Here is a 19,037-nt window from a genome sequence, read left to right as displayed (position 1 = left end):
GTACCCATATTTATATTATACTACTCAAGCCTTCCGCCCTTTGTATATAAATTGTAGTAGTATCCTCTGTTTTTCATGAGATCTTCGTGAGTACCGCGCTCAACTATTCCGTCTTTTGTCATGACAAGAATTAAATCTGCATTTTGAACAGTTGTTAGTCTGTGTGCAATTGTAAGTGTAGTTCTTCCCTTTGATAATTTTTCGATTGAGTCCTGAACTACCATCTCGCTCTTGTTATCAAGTGCAGAAGTTGCCTCGTCGAGTATTAAGATTGGTGGGTTCTTTAAAAAGACTCTTGCAATAGAAATTCTTTGCTTTTGTCCTCCAGAAAGTTTTACTCCCCTCTCTCCAACATAAGTGTCAAATCCATCGGGAAGTGCCATTATAAAATCATAAGCTCCAGCAAGTCGGGCTGCTTCTATGATTTCTACATCACTTGCTCCCGGCTTTCCATAGGCAATGTTATCCTTAACAGTTCCCGAGAATAAATATACATCTTGCTGAACTATTCCAATATTTTCTCTAAGGGATTTAAGTTTAATGTCTCGCACATCGTGACCATCAACTAAAATGCTTCCGCTATTTACGTCGTAAAATCTCGGTATTAGGTTACAGATTGTAGTCTTGCCCGCTCCACTTGGCCCAACTATTGCAAGTTTTTGACCAGCTTTAATGTCGCAGTTAAAGTTTTCTAGTACATTCCTATCTCCCTTTTCGTAGGCAAAAGTTACATCTCTAAATTCAATATCTCCCTTAACATTGTCGTAAGATATTGCACCGTCTTTGTCGTAAATTTCTGGCTTTATGCTCATTATCTCTGTAAATCTTTCGATTCCAGTCATTCCCTTTTGGAACTGCTCTGTAAATTCTACAATTCTCTTTACTGTTGCAAGAAGTGATTGAACATACATTACATAGACGATTAAGTCCTGTGGATGGATCTCTCCATTCATCATGAAATATCCACCTGTTACGATTAATACAATGTACATGAGCCCATCAAAAATTCTTGTAACTGTGTTAAAACCTGCCATGGACTTGTAAAATGATTTTTTGATTCCCAAAAACTTGTTGTTTTCGTACATGAATTTTTCATTTTCAATATCTTCGTTGGCAAAAGATTTTACCACTCTTATTCCAAGAAGTGAGTCTTCGATTGCAGAGTTTAAGTGTCCGACGTGAACTTTTTGAGCCTTTTGCGCTTCTCGCATCTTCGTTCTATAGTGACCAGCAAAATAAATCATAAGAGGTATCATGAGATAAATTAAGATGGTCATCTTTACATTTATAGATAGAAGAATAATCATTGATATTAATATTTTTATTGCGCCTATAAAATATTCCTCTGGACAGTGATGGGCAAATTCAGTTATGTCGAATAGGTCGTTTGTGATCCTTGACATAATGACGCCGACTTTTGTCTCATTGTAGAATGAATAGGAAAGAGTTTGAAGATGTGAATAAAGGTCGCGCCTCATGTCCGTTTCAATTTTTGCACCCATAATATGACCTATATTTGTCATAAAATACTGAGCGATTACTTCGATTACTTTTATAACTAAATATATTAGTGCAAGCTTTGTTATAAATGATGCCGTTATAAGAGTTATATCTTCCATCCCAACGCTTGTGAGTTTTCTAAGAAGTAGTGGAAGTATCATTTCACTTGCCGTCGTAAAAGCCGCACAAATTAAATCGAGCATTAAAGTAAATCTGTATTTATGAAAATAAGGTAATATTTTCTTTATAAGTTTTGTATTGCTCATCTTTTCCTCCTTTACATGATATACACTATCAATAATAACATATTTACAAAGTATTTACATCTGCCTTCCTTTTGAACTGTATTTTCTTGACATAAAAATCTCTACAATTTATAATCAATAAAGATATCAAAGGAGATTTTAAATTGGAAAATAATAGTACCACAGGTAGCAAAATTGCAAAATCCACTCTGGCAATTATAATATTTTCTTTAATAGGAAAAGTCTTTGGTTTTGCTAGAGAATCCTTAACTGCATATGTCTTTGGAGCAGGCACTGAAATGGATGCCTTCTCACTTGCACAAGCTGCCACAGCTATGATTGCAGGTTTTGTAACACAAGCTATCGCAACAACATATATACCTTCTGTCCAAAAAGCCGAGACAGACCTTGGACACGAACGCAAAAATTATTTTACAAATAACTTACTTGTGATTTCGACTCTAGTTTCTTTTGTCATAATTGCTCTTGGAATAATTTTTCCACAGGAGATTGCACTTTTAACTGCATCTCAAGCAGACCCAGAAACTTACGAAATAGTCGTAAAATTAATACAAGTTGGAATGCCCGTAGTTTTATTCTCAGCATGGGTTGGAGTTTTGACAGGATATCTTCAACATGGTGGCAAGTTCGCCGCTGCAGGAGCAATTGCAATACCACTTAACATGACATACATCGTCTACTTACTTTTATTCTCACATCATGTTGGAATAATTGGACTTACTGTGGCATCAGTTCTTGGTATTCTTGCACAGTTTATATTCCTTCTTCCAAGTGCTTATAGAATTGGCTACAGACCAAAATTTATATTGGACTTTAACGACAAGTATGTAAAGGATGCAATAGTCCTTGCCCTTCCAGTATTTATTTCTGTTTCTGTAAATGACATCAATACTATCGTAAATAGAAACCTTGCTTCGGGAATGGGAAAAGGCGCAGCATCAATTTTATACTTTGCAAATAAAATGAACACGATGATTATTGGAGTATTTATAACTGCAATAACTGCCATAGTCTTTCCTATACTTACAAGGACTCTTGGAAGTGGAGACATGGTTAGAGGCAAAAAAGTTATGAACGCCTCAATCAAGTCAGTTCTCTTCTTGACAGTGCCGGCAACTATTGGAATGATAATCCTTGCTCGTCCTTTAATTGAGATTGCCTTTGTAAGAGGTTCATTTACATCTGCAGATGGTCTTATGACGACTTCGACACTGAGATTCTATTCACTCTCTCTTATCTCTATTTCGCTATCGAATGTTCTTAACAGAATTTTCTATTCAATAGAGGATACGAAGACTCCATTTTATATCGGTGTCGTAAACGTAGTTTTAAACGTTGGACTTAACCTTGCCGTTGCAAAACACTATGGCACAAATGGACTTGCTGCATCAGTTTCAATTTCCACAACTGTTGCCGTGATTATTTCCTTTATACTTCTTAGAAAGAAGATTGGAAAGTTGGGCGCAAGGTCTTTTGTAAAGGCTCTTATAAAGACTGCCATGGCATCAGTTGTAATGGGAGTGGTTTCACTTTCCTACTTCCCATACGAAAAGCTGATTATGACTTTTGCAAGTGGCGGAACAGCAACTCTATTAAAGCTAATTGCTCTTTTAATTGTAATTTTAATTGCCGCAGTGATTTATGTAATCTGCCTATACTACTTAGGAGTTCGTGAAATCAGAGACGTTGTGGGAATTATGAAAACAAAAATTGAAAATAAAAGAAAATCTAAAGCATAGATCCAGTTGGATTTATGCTTTTTTATATTTAAACTTTAAAAATTTATAAGCACTTTCTTATAAATAATTATCGAAATTTAATGTCTTATGATATTTATTTAACTTTTTATATAATTATTTGAATAAAGTATTCCAAAATATAGACTTTTGGTATATTATATATGTAATTTAGGAGGTGCGTTATGGGCGTTATTATTTCGATAGTCGTAATCTTACTTATTATCTACTACATGAAAAAGAAAAATGAAGATAAGAAAGAGAAGAATAATGCGGCTTTAGAATCTAAAAAAATTGAAAAGAAAGAAGTTCACAAAGAAGAAAATGTAGTAGCTAAAAATTTAGAAAGTGAAAAACCTAAAGGTCCGAAGACTTATGATGACAGCAGAAAAAAAGATAGGTCAAAGAACAGAAAAAAGAAAAACGAAAAGCTTTCTAAAGAAAATGTAGAATCAACTGATTCTCTAGAAAATACTTATGTTGATGATAAGCCTCTTGAAGCAATGGAAAATGCTTTTGAAAATTTAAAAGAAGAACAGAAAAAAGAAGACGAAAAGATAATAAAGGCAGAAAAAGCAAAAGAAGAAAGAAAACTTAAAACTTCTGATACGAAGGCATCGGACACAAAAGCTACGACAGATGAATCTTATGCAGAAAAAGATGCTCAAGAAATTAAAACAGAAGATTTAAAAAATAATATAGAAGAAGATAAAATTATTGAAAAGTCTCAAGAAATTAAAGAAGAGTCTAAACCTAAAGAAGAAAAGAAAGAAGAAGTTAAAGACAAAGAAGAAAAATTAGACGCTTCAAATTCAGATGATGATAAGGAAAATAAAAAAGAATCTACAGCTTTAGATGAAAAAACCACAGAGAACCTCGATATAACAGATAAACCAACTAATAAACACTTTGAATTTATTACTTCTGCACTTAAAGATTATGACATAGAGGACATGGACACAACAGTTAAGTACGAAGACTTTGTAAATCACAAGACTTATAAAATTTATCCTGAGTGCAACTTAGATGATTGCAATGAAGACTTCAGCAATATAAAACTATCTAACGAGAGCATACTAGACTTTTTAAACGGAACAGAAAAAGTTCCGACAAAACTTACAAAGAAAGACAAAATAGTTTATCAGTTCATCTCTTCTGATGAAAAAGATGTAAAAAATGCAATTAAAAGATATGGAATAAAGACAAAGGGACTTAACCAAGTCAACTCACTCTTTGAAGTTCAAAAGGAAACTGGAAAGATAATAACTTTTACTGACAAAGTTTATAACGACAAAGAAGCTTTTTATTTTGTAAATAAATAATAAGTAGTGCGAAGATCACAGCAGATGCTGTGGTCTTTTTTTAACCTGTGCATTAAAATTTACGCATTAAAATTTTTCGCAAAAATTACATAAAAATTTTAACAAATTTTAATAATGTCTTAACTAAATCTTTAACTTTTATTTGTAAAATAATAACTGAGGATGGTGATTATGAATAGAAGTATTGACCCTAAAGAAAAGCTAGAACTTATTTTAAAAGACTTAAATGAAAACACCAAATTTTTAGAAAACAAAAATTTTATCCAACACGGAACGACAACTGTCTACGACCATGTAATAAGCGTAAGTCTAAGATCAATTGAAATCGCAGAAAAATATAATCTTGATGTTGATTACGACTCGCTAATAAGAGGTGCCCTGCTCCACGACTATTTTCTCTACGACTGGCACGACAAGGACAATAGACCTCATCTTCACGGAATATTTCACCCAAGGCTTGCTCTAATAAACGCAAAAAAAGAGCTTCTGCTTAATGAAATTGAGGAGGACATAATTAAAAAGCACATGTTCCCCCTAACGCCAATTCCACCAAAGTACATTGAATCTTGGATTGTTGTGATGGCAGATAAGACTGTTGCAACTCGCGAAAGTGTAGGCTTTATGTTTAAGAACAAGGCGAATGTTGGAGCAAATATATGAAATCCATTGAATTATTTTTAATATTTTATATTTACTCCTTCTTCGGCTGGCTCTGGGAAAGTTTTATATGCTCCCCAGTCGAGCTAAATAAAATAAAGAGCCGTGGATTTCTCCTTGGTCCCTACTGCCCAATTTATGGCATGGGCGCCACAGTATCTTACTTACTTCTTAAGAATATAAACTCTCCAATTTATGTTTTCCTATTGTCGTCAATTTCGTCATGCTTTTTGGAATACATTATTGGAACAATTTTGGAAAAATATTTTCACCAAAAATGGTGGAATTACGAAAATTACCCCTTCCACATCAATGGCAGAGTCTGTCTATATGGCTTTATGCTATTCGGATGGGCAAATCTTTTTATAGTAAAATTACTTACGCCAGGATTTTTAATATTTTTATCTCTTGCAACATATAAAACTTTAATAAATATTTCTGCCGTCTTGTATCTAGTACTTTTAGTTGATATTATCCTTACTGTAAATCACTTAAAAGGCTCTATATATTTTCTCGATAGAATTTACGAATACTTTGACGACAAAAACCGAGAATATTTTATAAATTTAAACAATTCAGATAAACTTTCGAAGCTCGATCACTTTAAAGACTCCGGAATTGTGAAAGAAAAATTAGAAATATTTAACGATCACCTAAAAGATAAAGAAGAAAAAATAAAAACATATAAAACTCAAAAATTTCTAAAATTAAAAGCTCTTCGATTTTTAAAATGATGAAGAGCTTTTTTTAATAGACATAACTTTTTAAAATTCTTTCTTTAATTGCTGTTCTGGGTAAATATAATTTAATAAGAATATGAAAGTGATGGAGGGCTTATGAAAGTTTGTAATACTTGCGCATCAAAGGGCGGATGCATAAATAAAATTAAACTATTTAAAGATTTGGAAATGGACGATAAAGATAGTCTCATGCTTTCTGCCGTACATAAAGATTATGAGAAGAACGAAACAATTTTTACTTCCAATGATTTGATAGAGAAAATAATCATCATAAGATACGGAAAAATTAAAACGAGTCTCTACGATGAAGACGGCAAAGAATATATTGGAAACATCTTAAACGAAGGAGATACAATCGGAGAGGACAGCATCTTTTTGGAAAAAACTTACGAGACAAATGGAATTACCATAGAAAAAACTGGAGTCTGCGAAATTGAAAAGGACGCAATAAAAAAAGTTCTCCTAAATAACCCGAGCTTTTCCATCAAGATGATCGAAAACTTGAGTAAAAAACTCTACCAGACTAACAAACAGCTTGAGATAATGTCAATTAAAGACCCTTACAAGAGAGTCGCTTCCTTCTTGCTCCAAAGGTCGAGACTTATAAACAAAAACACAATAGAGCTAAACCAAGAAAATATCGCATCATCAATTAATATGGCAAGAGAAACTGTATCGAGAAAACTCTCTGAACTCGAAAGAGACGGCTATATCAAGCTCTTGGCTTACAAAAAAATTAAAATAGTAAACCTGCCAGCACTAATTGAACTTGCAGAAATATAAATTGTGACTAGAGTCACAGAAATAAATCTCCCTGAGCTTTAGTATATAGTTAAAGGGGGATTTGAAATGATTACTCTAAATACAAAGATTGAAGATATCGTAAAAATTGACGACAGACTGATAAACTTTTTTAATGACAAAAGAATTGACTACTGCTGTAACGGATACATGAGCGTCGAAGAAGTTGCAAAAGAAAAGAATATTGACGCAGCAAAGCTTATAAATTCCATCGAAGATGAGCTTAACTCATTAAAAACAACTGAAAAAGTAGACGAGGATATTTCTTTAGATGATTTTAAAAATTTAAGCGTAGAAGAGATGATAGAGTCGATAATAAAAAATCATCACGAAAAAGAAGCTGAAATGCTCTTTTACATCGACAAGCTCTTAAACAAAATATTAAAAGTTCACTTTGAGCATCACGGCGAAGAACTTTTAGAACTTCACAAATTGTTTGGAGCACTAAAAACAGAACTAGAGGAGCATTTTGTAAAAGAAGAGAAGATTACCTTCCCACTAATGCTTGAAAATCCAAACCCAAGCCCTGAAATTAAAGAAAAAATTCACGAACTTGAAACTGACCACGAAAAGGCCGGCGATATAATAAAGAAAATGATAGATCTAACTGACGGCTTTACTCCACCAGAAGATGGATGCAAAACTTACGAAAAAACTTTTAAAGAGCTTGATGCTCTCACAAAAGACATTTTCGTCCACATATTTAAAGAGAACTCAATATTGTTTTTAAAATATAATAAATAAGGAGAAAATTATGAAAAAGTTAGTCAAAAATAATGTTTACTGGGTCGGCAAAATTGATTGGGAACTTACAGAGTTCCACGGATCAGAATATTCAATCAACAACGGCTCAAGTCAAAATGCCTATTTAATTCAAGAAGAAAAAACTGTATTAATTGACACTGTGTGGGGTCCTCACAGAGATGAATTTGTAGAAAACTTAAAAAAAGAAATTGACTTAAATGAAATTGACTACATCGTAATAAACCACGGCGAGCCTGATCACAGTGGATCACTTCCAGCACTGATGAAGGAGATTCCAAACACGCCAATATATTGCACAAACAATGCGAAGAAATCTTTGACTGGACAGTATCATCACCCAGAATGGGACTTTAGAACTGTAAAAACTGGAGACACTTTGGACATAGGAGGCGGAAAACAGCTCGTCTTTGTAGAAATGATGATGCTACACTGGCCAGATTCCATGGCAACATATTTAACAGGCGACAACATCCTATTCTCAAACGACGCCTTTGGTCAACACTATGCCCTTAACGAGCTCTTCAACGACAAGGCAGACGAATGTGTGCTTTGGGAAGAGGCAATGAAATATTATGCAAATATTTTAAATCCTTTCTCATCTTTTGTAACAAGAAAGCTTGAAGAAATTCAAAAGATGAATATACAAATAGATATAATCGCAACAAGCCACGGAACAATTTGGCGCGATAACGCTATGCAAATCGTAGAAAAGTACGCAGAGTGGGCAGATGAATATAAAGAGGACCAAGTAACAATAATCTACGACTCAATGTGGGGAGCAACAAAAAAGATTGCTCACAAAATTGCATCGGACTTAAGAGAACTCAGTCCAGACACCAAAGTCAAAGTCTTAAACATTGCCGACGTAGACAAGAACGACATAATGACAGAGGTATTTAAATCAAAAGCAATTGCCGTAGGTTCCCCTACAGTTGGAAGATCAATAATAACAAGCGTTGCAGGCTGGCTTCACTTCCTTCAAGAATTAAAATTTAAAGGAAAAGTAGCGGGAGTCTTTGGATCATACGGATGGTCTGGAGAAGGCAATAAAGTCCTTAGAGAAAAACTTGAAGGGGCAGGCTTTAAAGTAATTGAGCCTGAAGTAAAAGCAATGTGGATGCCAGACGGAGAATTCTTAGAATCAACTGTAGAATTTTCTAAAGCACTAATAGATGCCGCAAAATAAATTTATAAATAATATTCTCTTAAAATTCTAACTAAATAATCCCAAAAATATCTGCCAAGGTGAGTACAGAGCCTTGGCAGATATTTTATTTAAAAACTTCCCAGTATTAATGGGAAGTTTGGGGTTTTTATATTGAAGATGACGTTGGATTGGGTTACAACTTTTTTAAGCTATTAAATTGTAAACTTCGGCACAGTAGAAGCTTTTTAGGGTCATAGCTTTCACACTCCGTCATCCCGAGCGTTAGTCGAGGGATCTGCACCTTTTGGAAAAACAGCTTGATTGTCTTAAAGAAAAAGCCTCCCCCGCGTCATTTTGAGCGGAAGAAAATTCACAAAAATTTTCTGGGCCGCTGTGTACCCGGAAGGGTGAAAGATCTGCAAAGCCATCGAGCGAGAACTAATCGTCTTAATGAAAAAGCGTAAAGGAGAAAACTTCAAAACACTTTCGCAATAAGACGACCACACATCGCCATCTCGACCCTACAGATCCTTCGACTGCGCCTCATGCTTCGCATTCAGCTCCGCTCAGGATGACGTTGGATAGGATTACAACTTTATTTAAGCTATTAAATTGTAAACTTTGGCACAGTAACTACCTATATGAGCCATAGCTTTCACACTCCGTCATCCCGAGCTTGTCGAGGGATCTGCACCTTTTGGGGAAACGATCTATGCGTTTTGATGAGATAACTCTAAGGGGAATTACTCCAAGACGCAACTTGGTTAAGACGACGACACATCGCTCCCTACCATCTACAGATCCTTCGACTGCGCCTCATGCTTCGCATTTAGCTCCGCTCAGGATGACGAGTGTGGGGATTACGTCAAAATGACGGCACATCATTTCTATGTCTTTTCAGATTCTTGACTCTTCTGGATACACGGCGACTCACTTCGTTCGCTCAGGATGACATTGGATGGGATTACAACTTTTTTAAGCTATTAAATTGTAAACTTTGGCACAGTAACGACCTATATGAGTGAAAACTTCTACACTCCGTCATCCCGAGCGTTAGTCGAGGGATCTGCACCTTTAGGTGAAACAGCCTTGTCGTTTTGATGAGATAACTCTAAGGGGAATTACTCCAAGACACAACTTGGTTAAGACGACGACACATCGCTCCCTACCATCTACAGATCCTTCGACTGCGCCTCATGCTTCGCATTCAGCTTCGCTCAGGATGACGTCTGATATGGTGTTCTCCATATAACGTCGATAAACCATAGCACTTCAACTCACTTCGTTCATTTAGGATGACGAGTGTGGGGATTACGTCAAGATTACGGCACATCATTTCTGTGCCTTTACAGATCCTTGACTCTTCTGGATACACGGCGACTCACTTCGTTCGCTCAGGATGACGTTGGAGGAAGTGTTCTCCATATAACGTCGATAAACCATAGCACTTCAACTCACTTCGTTCATTTAGGATGACGAGTGTGGGGATCCCAAACACGACAACTTACAAATCCATTAAAGTCCTACTTAACATTCATTTTCCCAGCGCCTTCTACATACTTGCTGTAAATATATCCTTCATTCGTCTTATCTGTCTCACTAAATCCCATGCTTTCTAATCTCTTCGATACTTGAGGACTTGAAAATCTTTTTACTATCGCCCTTGCATCTGCACTAAAGGCATAGGACACTTCTTTTGACTGCGGATCATCTGCCCACACGTCAAGGCTTAGGTTTTTAAATTCTATTGGTACGGGCGAATTGATTACTTCAATATAGTAGTCATTTACTTCTTCTACTTCTTTAGATTTTACATCTTTAATTTTTATCAGCGCATTTACGCGAATTTTTAATCCGTCATTATCTACTATAGCCGTCAAAAGACGATGGTTTGCGTCTCTTTGTATCTGTTCTGAATAATCTTTTGTCATTTCGCCTGCGTCGTGTCCATTATTTCCCAAATTTAAATTCATGACAATTGGGATGAAAAATAATATCACGGCAACTACTAAAAGTATTTTTTTCATAAGATCACCTTTAATTAAATCCTAACTGTGCCATCTGTTGGATCAATTGTCACATAATCTCCCGTTTTTATCTTAATTAAGGCATTGTCAACGCCAACTATTGCAGTTTTTTCAAGTGAAATTGCAGTTATTGCTCCGTGAGATGTAAAGCCTGCTTCTTCTGTCACAAATCCAGAAGATTTTTCCATAAGTTTTATCATGTCCTTATTTGTTGAATTTGCTATTATGATGTCTCCCTCTTTGAAGTCGTTTAAGTCTTTTTCTGTTTTTATTACAACAGCTCTTGCCTTTACTTTTTCTCTTCCAATTGGCGTTCCTCGTCCCACAATTTCTGAAACTGTCTCAACTTTTAAGAGGTTAGTTGAACCTGCTATCCCAACTGGAACTCCCGCAGTTAAAACTACTGTATCTCCTGGTTCTATTAAATCTCTTTCTAGAGCTGACTCAATTGATGTTTCTAAAATTGCATCGGTGTCTTCGTGATTTTCCACTTTTATTGGTGTGACACCCCACTCAAGGCTTAGTTGGTTTTTGATTTTTTCAAAAGGAGTTGATGCAATTATTGGTGCGTGAGGTCTAAATTTTGCAATTGCACGAGAGGTGTTGCCTGAAGTTGTTGCAGTAATTATTGCGCTGGCGTCAAGTTCTTCTGCAATTTCGCAGGCAGACTTTCCAATGGCATTTGTCATTGTCTTTTCCATATTCTCTACTCTAAATTTGAAAAAGTCGCCGTGGTCTATGCTCATCTCAGTGTATTCCAAAATTCTTCCCATTGTCTTTACAGATTCAATTGGATATTTTCCGCTTGCAGTCTCACCTGATAACATAACTGCACCGGAGCCGTCTAATACAGCGTTGGCGACGTCATTTGTCTCGGCACGAGTTGGCCTTGGATTTCTAATCATTGAGTCGAGCATTTGTGTCGCAGTTATAACTGCCTTGCCTCTGTCGTTACACTTTCTTATAATTTCTTTTTGAACCATCGGCACGCGCTCTGTTTCAATTTCTACTCCCAAATCTCCCCTTGCAACCATTATTCCATCGGATACATCGATTATATCGTCGATTACTTCAACAGCTTTTTTAGATTCAATTTTTGAAATAATTTTTGTAGAGTAATCTCCCGCATCTTCCAAAACTTTTCTTATTGCAAGAACATCGTCCACACTTCTTACGAAGGAGACTGCAATAAAGTCGATGTCTTCTTTTACTCCAAAGAGCAAATCGTCTACATCGCGCTCTGTTAAAATCGGAAGATTTAGGTTTGCACTTGGAACATTTACTCCCTTGTGAGCAGATATTGTGCCATAATTTTTGGCTTCTGCTACTATATCTTTTCCAACAATTTCTTTTACTGCAAGTTCAACTAGTCCGTCGTCAATTAAAATCCTATCTCCAGGAGATACATCTTTATATAATTCTTTGTATGAAATTTCTGCCTTATTTTCGTCTCCAATGTATGAATCTGGCGTAAGCGTGTAGATGTCTCCAAGTTTTAAATCAACTTCGTGTTTAAAATCTCCAAGCCTAATTTCCGGTCCCTTTGTATCTAGCATTATTCCAACGGGAATATCAAGCTCTTTTCTAAGTTTTTTTATTGTATCAATTCTCTTTTTGTGTTCTTCGTGATTGCCGTGAGAGAAGTTTAACCTGCACACATTTACTCCCGATAAAATTAATTCTCTTAAAATATTTTCATCTTCGCTGGCAGGTCCAATTGTTGCAACGATTTTTGTCCTTTTCATAAATCCTCCTAAATCGAAACTGTTTTTAAAATTTCTAACAAGTCGTCTCGGAATTCTTTCTTCATTTCATATATTTCTTCAAAAGGCATAGTCCTAATGTGTCCATCGTTTGTCGCTATGGCAGATGAGTTTAAGTGCTCTGCTTCTTCCACAGCCCTATATCCCATCTCTGATGCCAAAATTCTATCGAAGATGCTCGGTGCTCCGCCTCTTTGCAAGTAGCCAAGAACTGTGACCTTTGTGTCGATTCCCGTAAGATTCTCAAAATCTTTTGCAAAGTCAAAGGCCGATCCGCGACCTTCTGCCATTAAAATTATATGATGTCTCTTGCCTCTATTTTTTCCAATAAGAGCCTTCTCGGCAATTTCATTTATATTAAATTCTTTTTCTGGAATGATTATTGACTCTGCCCCAGAGGAGACTCCAGAATAAAGTGCAATGTCTCCGCAGCTTCTGCCCATAACTTCAACTACATTTGCCCTGCCGTGAGATTCTGTTGTGTCTCTTATATTTGAAACGGCCTCAGTCACAGTTTTTACTGCCGTCATAAATCCAATTGTGTAATCTGTGTAGGCAAGGTCGTTGTCGATGGAGCAAGGAATTCCAATTACATTTACTCCAGCTTCACTTAACTTCTTTGCTCCGCGAAGAGTTCCATCGCCTCCACAGGCAATTAAAACATCAATTTCAAAAATCTTAAGAGAGTTAAGTGCCTTTTGAAATCCTTCTTCAGTCATAAATCTCTCGGATCTCGAAGTCCTAAGGATTGTTCCGCCCCTTTGGATGATGTCGGCAACAGATGCCTCCACCATCTTCTCAAACTTGGCATCGATTAGTCCCTCATATCCTTCATAAATTCCATAAACTTCTATATCTTTATAAATTGCACTTCTAACAACTGCCCTTATTGCAGCATTCATTCCTGGCGCATCGCCACCACTTGTAAGAATTGCGATTCTCATAATATCACCTATTTTAAAATAATTTTTCCAGGACTATCGATGTATTCCAAAAGTATTTCCTTTAAATCTTTCATGGACTTTTCATCTATCCAAAATTCACTCTCTGTCCCAAAGGCCTTCTTTTCGTCTTCTGCATAAAATATTACTGGAGTGTTGCCCCCAAAATCATGAAGAGTCTCTCTAATTTTATTAATATTTCCACCAGTCATTGAAGGAACGCTTAAATATAACTTTCTCTCGTTTGGCATTTTAATTTCAGAAATCGCGTCGACTAAAATCTTTGGCTCTTCCACTTCAGATGCTGAAAAATGTCCGTCGATAAAGACTACCTTCTCATCTTCAATTAGCTCCTTGTATTTAGAAAAGACATTTGGAAAGATTACAAGCTCAATTACTCCAAATAAGTCCTCCAAAACTGCAAAGGCCATGAGCTTTTTATTTTTTGTAATCATGGTTCTCTTGCCTTTTAAAATCCCACCAATTTTTACTTTTCTTGAGCCGAGCAAATTTTCTCTATACTTTTCAAAAATTTCGTTGGTGTTCATTGTGCTGGATTTTTCTATCATCTCTCGATAAGGATCAAGCGGATGGCCAGATACGTAAATTCCGATAACTTCTCTTTCCATGTCGAGCTTGTCCTTTTGCGAGAAGTCTTTAAGTTTTGGCAAGTCCTCTTTCATCTCTGTCGTTTCAAAAAGTGAAAACTGTCCTGCTATATTATTTTTTACCCTATTTGATGACGAAAGAAGAGTTTTTTCATAAATTGCTAAATATTGTGCCCTGTTACCCTCAAAATCGTCCATGGCGCCGCATCTTATCAAACTCTCAACAGCTCTCTTGTTTAAAACTTGTGGGTTTTCTTTATTTATTCTCGTCACAAAGTCCGTCAAGTTTTTGAACTTGCCACCCTTTTCTCTTGCAGAAACCATTGTATCAATTAAATGGTCTCCCACATTTTTTACGGCCTTCATTCCAAATCTTATCTTGCCATCTTCAACAGTAAACTTTTTGTAGGAATAATTTATATTCGGCGGCAAAAGTTCAATTCCAAGTCTTTTTATCTCTTCAATGTATAGACTAACCTGTTTTATGTCCTGAGTGTAGGTTGAAATTTGTGCAGCCATAAATTCTTTTGGATAATAATATTTTAACCACGCCGTTCTGTATGCAACTACAGAATAGGCAACGGAGTGGGATTTGTTAAAGGCGTAGTCGGCAAAGTCGATTATCAAATCGTAAATTGCATTTGCAGTTTTTTCGTCGACTCCATTTGCAATTGCACCGCAGACTCCCTCTTCTTCATTTCCATAAATAAAGTTTCGCCTTTCCTCTTCCATTATTGCCATCTTCTTTTTGGAAATGGCACGCCTTACGATGTCGGCTCTTCCTAGGGAATATCCACCAATTTGTTGCACGATTTGCATAACCTGCTCTTGGTAGACTATACAGCCATAAGTTGATTTTAGAATTGGCTCAAGCTTTGGATGTAGATATGAAATTTTGCTCTTGTCGTGTTTTGACTCCACAAATTTTGGAATTTGCTTCATAGGACCCGGCCTAAAGAGTGCGTTGGCAGCGTAAAGGTCTGAGAACTCATCGGGTTTTAATTCCTTCAAAAATTGTCTCATGCCGCCAGACTCAAATTGAAAAATCCCAAGAGTCTCGGCTCTTGCAAACATGTCCAAAACATTTTTGTCGTTGTAGTCTAAATTGTCAAAGTAAATCTCCTTGCCGTAATTTTCTTTAATGAGCCTTAGCGTGTCCCTAATTACAGTAAGAGTCCTAAGTCCCAAAAAGTCCATCTTTAAAAGTCCCAGCTCTTCCAGCTCAATCATGTTAAACTGAGTCGCAATGATGTCGTCGTTTCTAGTTAGTGGAACATATTCAGTCAGCTCGTCCTTTGAAATTACAACGCCCGCCGCGTGAGTTGAAGTGTGGCGTGGAAGTCCCTCTAACTTTCTTGCCATGTCGATTAAAAATTTGCTCTCCTCTTCTTCCTCATAAATTGTCCTAAAGGAGTCAGAAATTTCTAGGGCCTTATCGATTGTGATGTTTAGAGCCTGCGGCACCTGCTTTGCGATGTAGTCGACCTTTGCATAGCTCATGTCAATGGCACGTCCAACATCTCTTATGGCATTTCTTGCAGCCATAGTTCCAAAAGTTGCGATCTGTGCAACGTGACTTGCGCCGTATTTTTCTGTAACATATTCGATTACTTCTTCGCGCCTCTCGTAGCAGAAGTCTATATCAATATCGGGCATGGAAACTCTCTCAGGATTTAAAAATCTTTCAAACAGAAGGTCAAATTCAAGTGGATCGACATCGATTATTCCTAGTCCATAAGATACAATTGATCCAGCAGCAGAACCACGACCTGGTCCAACTTCAATTTTGTTTTTCTTCGCATAATTAATAAAGTCCCAAACAATTAAAAAGTAGTCCACATATCCCATGCTTTTAATCGTGTCGAGCTCATAATTAAATCTATCTAAAATCTCAGGAGTTATCTCGTCGTACTTTTCTTCTAACCCGTCGCGCGCAAGTTTTTCCAAATACTCTGCGTGAGTAAAGCCACTTGGCACTCTAAACTCAGGTAGATGCAAGTCGTGAAACTTTATCTCAACATTGCACCTATTGGCAATTTCTACAGTGTTTTTTATTGCATCAAGATTTTCTGGGAAAAGCGACTTCATCTCGTCAGGAGATTTTAAATAAAATTCATCTGAAGGAAACTTCATTCTGTACTCGTCGTTTACAGTTTTTCCCGTCTGAATGCACAAAAGGATGTCGTGACTTTTGGCGTCATCTTTATTTAAATAGTGCACGTCATTTGTCGCAACTAATCCAATTTCGAGTTCATTCGAAAGCTTGACGAGCTCTCTATTTACTCTAGCCTGCTCTGGTATGCCGTGGTCTTGTAGTTCCAAAAAGAAGTTCCCTTTGCCAAAAATTTCTTCGTATAAAAGGGCAGCCTTTCTCGCGCCGTCAATGTCTCTATCCATTAGCTTTCTTTGCACTTCGCCACCAAGGCAGGCTGAAGTTGCAATTACACCTTCAGAATATTTCCTAAGCACTTGCTTATCCACTCTAGGCTTGTAATAATAACCTCTTACAAAACCTTCTGAAACAATTTTCATAATATTTTTGTAACCAGTGTTATTCTCTGCCAACAAAATTAAGTGGTATCTCTTATTCGTCTTGTCTTTGATATTCATGTCCTTTTCAGAAACATAAATCTCGCAGCCCATTATGGGCTTTACGCCTTCCTTTAAACATTCCTTATAAAAAGCAATGGCACCATACATATTGCCGTGATCAGTTAGAGCGACAGAATCCATTCCAAGCTCTCTTACTCTTTTCGCAAGCTCGCTAATTCTCGTCGAACCATCAAGTAGTGAATACTCACTGTGCAAATGTAGATGAACAAACTCTCCCATAAAATCATCCTCTATAAATTAATACATCTATATTATATCAAAGGCATGATTTAAATAAAATTTACAAGAAGTAAATAAAATTTTCTCGATCTTATTTATATTAAACTTTGTAGATAATACTTTAAAATAAAAAAATCCTCTACTTATAGAGGACTTTATTTCTATATGAACTTTTCCCTTTGCATTTGAAACATTTCTTTAAATCTGCTGTCTTCTTTTAATAAATCTTCAAAGCTTCCACTCTCGATGATTTTTCCATTTTCCAAAACAATAATTCTGTCACAAAATTTTGAACTTATAAGTCTGTGTGAAATAAAAATAGAAGTCTTGTCCTTGGCAAATTGCTCCAAGTTTTTGTAAAAGTTTAGTTCAGTGTAAACATCAACTGATGCAGTCGGCTCATCTAATAATAAAAATTCTCTATCACTATATAGCGCCCTTGCAAGTGCTATCTTTTGCTTTTGGCCCATGGATAAATCTGTAGATGAGCTGTCGTAAGCTCTGTACAAATTTTCATCAAGTCCATACTCTAAACTCTTTACTCTCTTTAACAAATCAGTTTTATATAATAGCTCTTCTATTTTGGACTCGTCTCTTGCACCATTCATCGAAATATTTTCTGCAACTGATAGCGGAAAGATGTTAAAATCTTGAAACACTGCCGCAAACTTTTTAAATAAATCATCCTTGTTATAATTAACAGTGCTAACTCCGTCGATTAAAATTTCTCCTTTAGTCGGTTTATAAAGACCTGTTAGAAGTTTTATAATCGTAGACTTGCCAGCACCATTTAATCCAACTAAACTAATTTTTTCGTTCTCTTCAATTTTAAAATTAATATCTAAAAGAGTGTACTCGTCCATTGAAGGATACTTGAAGTACACATTTTTAAATTCAATCTTAGAAACTTTATCATCTTTATTTAAAACAGTTCTTTCCTCAATTTTCTTTTTAGAAGTATCAAGGTCTAGAAAAGTAAAATAACTCTTCATGTAGCGAGATAATTTATTTATATCTACAACTGCATGAGTTATCGACTTTACTGAATCAATAAAAACATTGACGGCGACAAGGTATGCCCCAAAATCTGCAATGGAGAGAATTTTTTTAAAAAGACCATCTATCGCCAAGTACCCAATTACAAATATCTTTAATGATTCTAATATTGCTGTAAAAATACCGTATCTCGAAACAGTTCTTGCCTCGTCACTCATAACTTCGTACATGTTTTTGTTTGCAGAATTAACCTTTCTCGTAAAAAAGTCTTCTGCACTAAACATTCTTATATCTGGCCCGTTTTTGAAATTATACATCAAGTCGTAAACCATTCGAAACTGTCTGTTGATTGGTATCCACTTGCTCCAATTTTTCATCTCAAAATCTGCAATGATTTTTTCAATTACAAAATCAAGAGTAAGTATAATGATTAAAACAATCAGATAAATTGCACTTATTTTTGTTATTATGTATGCAACTCCAACAATTGAAATAATAGACGAAATAATTTCAATAAACTTTTCATTATAAATGGAAATGCTTGAGCCCTCACTTATGGAAATTCCTTCCAGTGCCTCGTCCTTCATATCTAAAATTTGTGGATTCTCTAAAGTTTCATAATCCACTGTCATTAATTTTTTTAAAATTTTTGTCTCAAATTTTTGATTTAATTCTGTGCCTATAAAAAGAAGCTTGTTTTCCAGAATTTTAATCACACTTGTAGATACAAATTTAATTAGAATAATTGAAATTATTGGGATGATAGATTTATAGCTAATACCAGAAGTTATGCTCTCAATAATTATTTTTGGAAATAGGACGAGGATTATTGGATAAATACTTTTTATAATTATTATAAAAACTGAAAAGTACAAATATTCTTTGGACATTTCAGATACTTCTTTATAAATTCTTTTTATCATTCAAATCACCTGA

General features: G+C 35.7%; 13 protein-coding genes. 7 read left to right on the top strand and 6 right to left on the bottom strand.

From position 1 onward, the window contains the following. Positions 1 to 20 precede the first annotated feature (20 nt). Positions 21 to 1,766 (bottom strand): ABC transporter ATP-binding protein, encoded by a 1,746-nt coding sequence (locus ACOX6R_RS00225; protein ID WP_433446009.1) that lies wholly within the window; start codon positions 1,764 to 1,766, stop codon positions 21 to 23. Between the two features lie 143 nt (positions 1,767 to 1,909). Between ACOX6R_RS00225 and murJ the strand changes: the two genes are divergently transcribed. From murJ to ACOX6R_RS00190, 7 genes are all read left to right on the top strand, one after another. Then, complete coding sequence (murJ, locus tag ACOX6R_RS00220) at positions 1,910 to 3,505, top strand: murein biosynthesis integral membrane protein MurJ (RefSeq protein WP_433446007.1); 1,596 nt, start codon at positions 1,910 to 1,912, stop codon at positions 3,503 to 3,505. Positions 3,506 to 3,687: 182 nt separating this feature from the next. Beyond that, positions 3,688 to 4,824 (top strand): hypothetical protein, encoded by a 1,137-nt coding sequence (locus ACOX6R_RS00215; protein ID WP_433446005.1) that lies wholly within the window; start codon positions 3,688 to 3,690, stop codon positions 4,822 to 4,824. Positions 4,825 to 4,995: 171 nt separating this feature from the next. After that, positions 4,996 to 5,484 (top strand): HD domain-containing protein, encoded by a 489-nt coding sequence (locus tag ACOX6R_RS00210; protein WP_433446003.1) that lies wholly within the window; start codon positions 4,996 to 4,998, stop codon positions 5,482 to 5,484. Further along, the gene (locus ACOX6R_RS00205; protein ID WP_433446001.1) at positions 5,481 to 6,215 is read left to right on the top strand and encodes a putative ABC transporter permease; all 735 of its coding nucleotides are present in this window, start codon (positions 5,481 to 5,483) and stop codon (positions 6,213 to 6,215) included. The genes ACOX6R_RS00210 and ACOX6R_RS00205 overlap by 4 nt, the downstream gene beginning before the upstream one ends. A 102-nt stretch (positions 6,216 to 6,317) precedes the next feature. Further along, on the top strand, positions 6,318 to 7,004 hold the full coding sequence (locus ACOX6R_RS00200) for a Crp/Fnr family transcriptional regulator (protein WP_433445999.1): 687 nt from the start codon (positions 6,318 to 6,320) through the stop codon (positions 7,002 to 7,004). A 66-nt stretch (positions 7,005 to 7,070) separates the two neighbouring features. Then, entirely contained in the window at positions 7,071 to 7,766 is a 696-nt protein-coding gene (locus tag ACOX6R_RS00195; RefSeq protein ID WP_433445997.1) for a DUF542 domain-containing protein, read from the top strand. Between the two features lie 10 nt (positions 7,767 to 7,776). Continuing rightward, positions 7,777 to 8,973 carry an MBL fold metallo-hydrolase gene (locus ACOX6R_RS00190; RefSeq protein ID WP_433445995.1) on the top strand — a complete coding sequence of 399 codons (1,197 nt, stop codon included), beginning with the start codon at positions 7,777 to 7,779 and terminating at the stop codon, positions 8,971 to 8,973. A 1,484-nt stretch (positions 8,974 to 10,457) separates the two neighbouring features. Here the strand turns inward: ACOX6R_RS00190 and ACOX6R_RS00185 are convergent. The 5 genes from ACOX6R_RS00185 to ACOX6R_RS00165 all read right to left on the bottom strand — a co-directional run bounded on the left by ACOX6R_RS00185 (position 10,458) and on the right by ACOX6R_RS00165 (position 19,024). After that, positions 10,458 to 10,961: a hypothetical protein gene (locus ACOX6R_RS00185; RefSeq protein ID WP_433445993.1), complete on the bottom strand. Its 504-nt coding sequence runs from the start codon at positions 10,959 to 10,961 to the stop codon at positions 10,458 to 10,460. A gap of 14 nt (positions 10,962 to 10,975) precedes the next feature. After that, a complete protein-coding gene (gene pyk, locus ACOX6R_RS00180) occupies positions 10,976 to 12,706 on the bottom strand; it encodes a pyruvate kinase (RefSeq protein ID WP_433445991.1) in 1,731 nt (576 codons plus the stop codon). An 8-nt stretch (positions 12,707 to 12,714) separates the two neighbouring features. Further along, the gene (locus ACOX6R_RS00175; protein WP_433445989.1) at positions 12,715 to 13,668 is read right to left on the bottom strand and encodes an ATP-dependent 6-phosphofructokinase; all 954 of its coding nucleotides are present in this window, start codon (positions 13,666 to 13,668) and stop codon (positions 12,715 to 12,717) included. 8 nt (positions 13,669 to 13,676) lie between these two features. Next, positions 13,677 to 17,105, bottom strand: a complete 3,429-nt coding sequence (locus tag ACOX6R_RS00170; protein WP_433445987.1) for a DNA polymerase III subunit alpha — start codon at positions 17,103 to 17,105, stop codon at positions 13,677 to 13,679. Positions 17,106 to 17,266: 161 nt separating this feature from the next. Next, complete coding sequence (locus ACOX6R_RS00165; protein ID WP_433445985.1) at positions 17,267 to 19,024, bottom strand: ABC transporter ATP-binding protein; 1,758 nt, start codon at positions 19,022 to 19,024, stop codon at positions 17,267 to 17,269. Positions 19,025 to 19,037 lie beyond the last annotated feature (13 nt).

Origin of the sequence: Peptoniphilus sp., assembly GCF_050943655.1 — a bacterium.
Classification (GTDB): domain Bacteria; phylum Bacillota; class Clostridia; order Tissierellales; family Peptoniphilaceae; genus Peptoniphilus_A.
The sequence above is the reverse complement of the archived record's forward strand: the minus strand, read 5'-3'. Positions and strand labels throughout refer to the sequence as shown.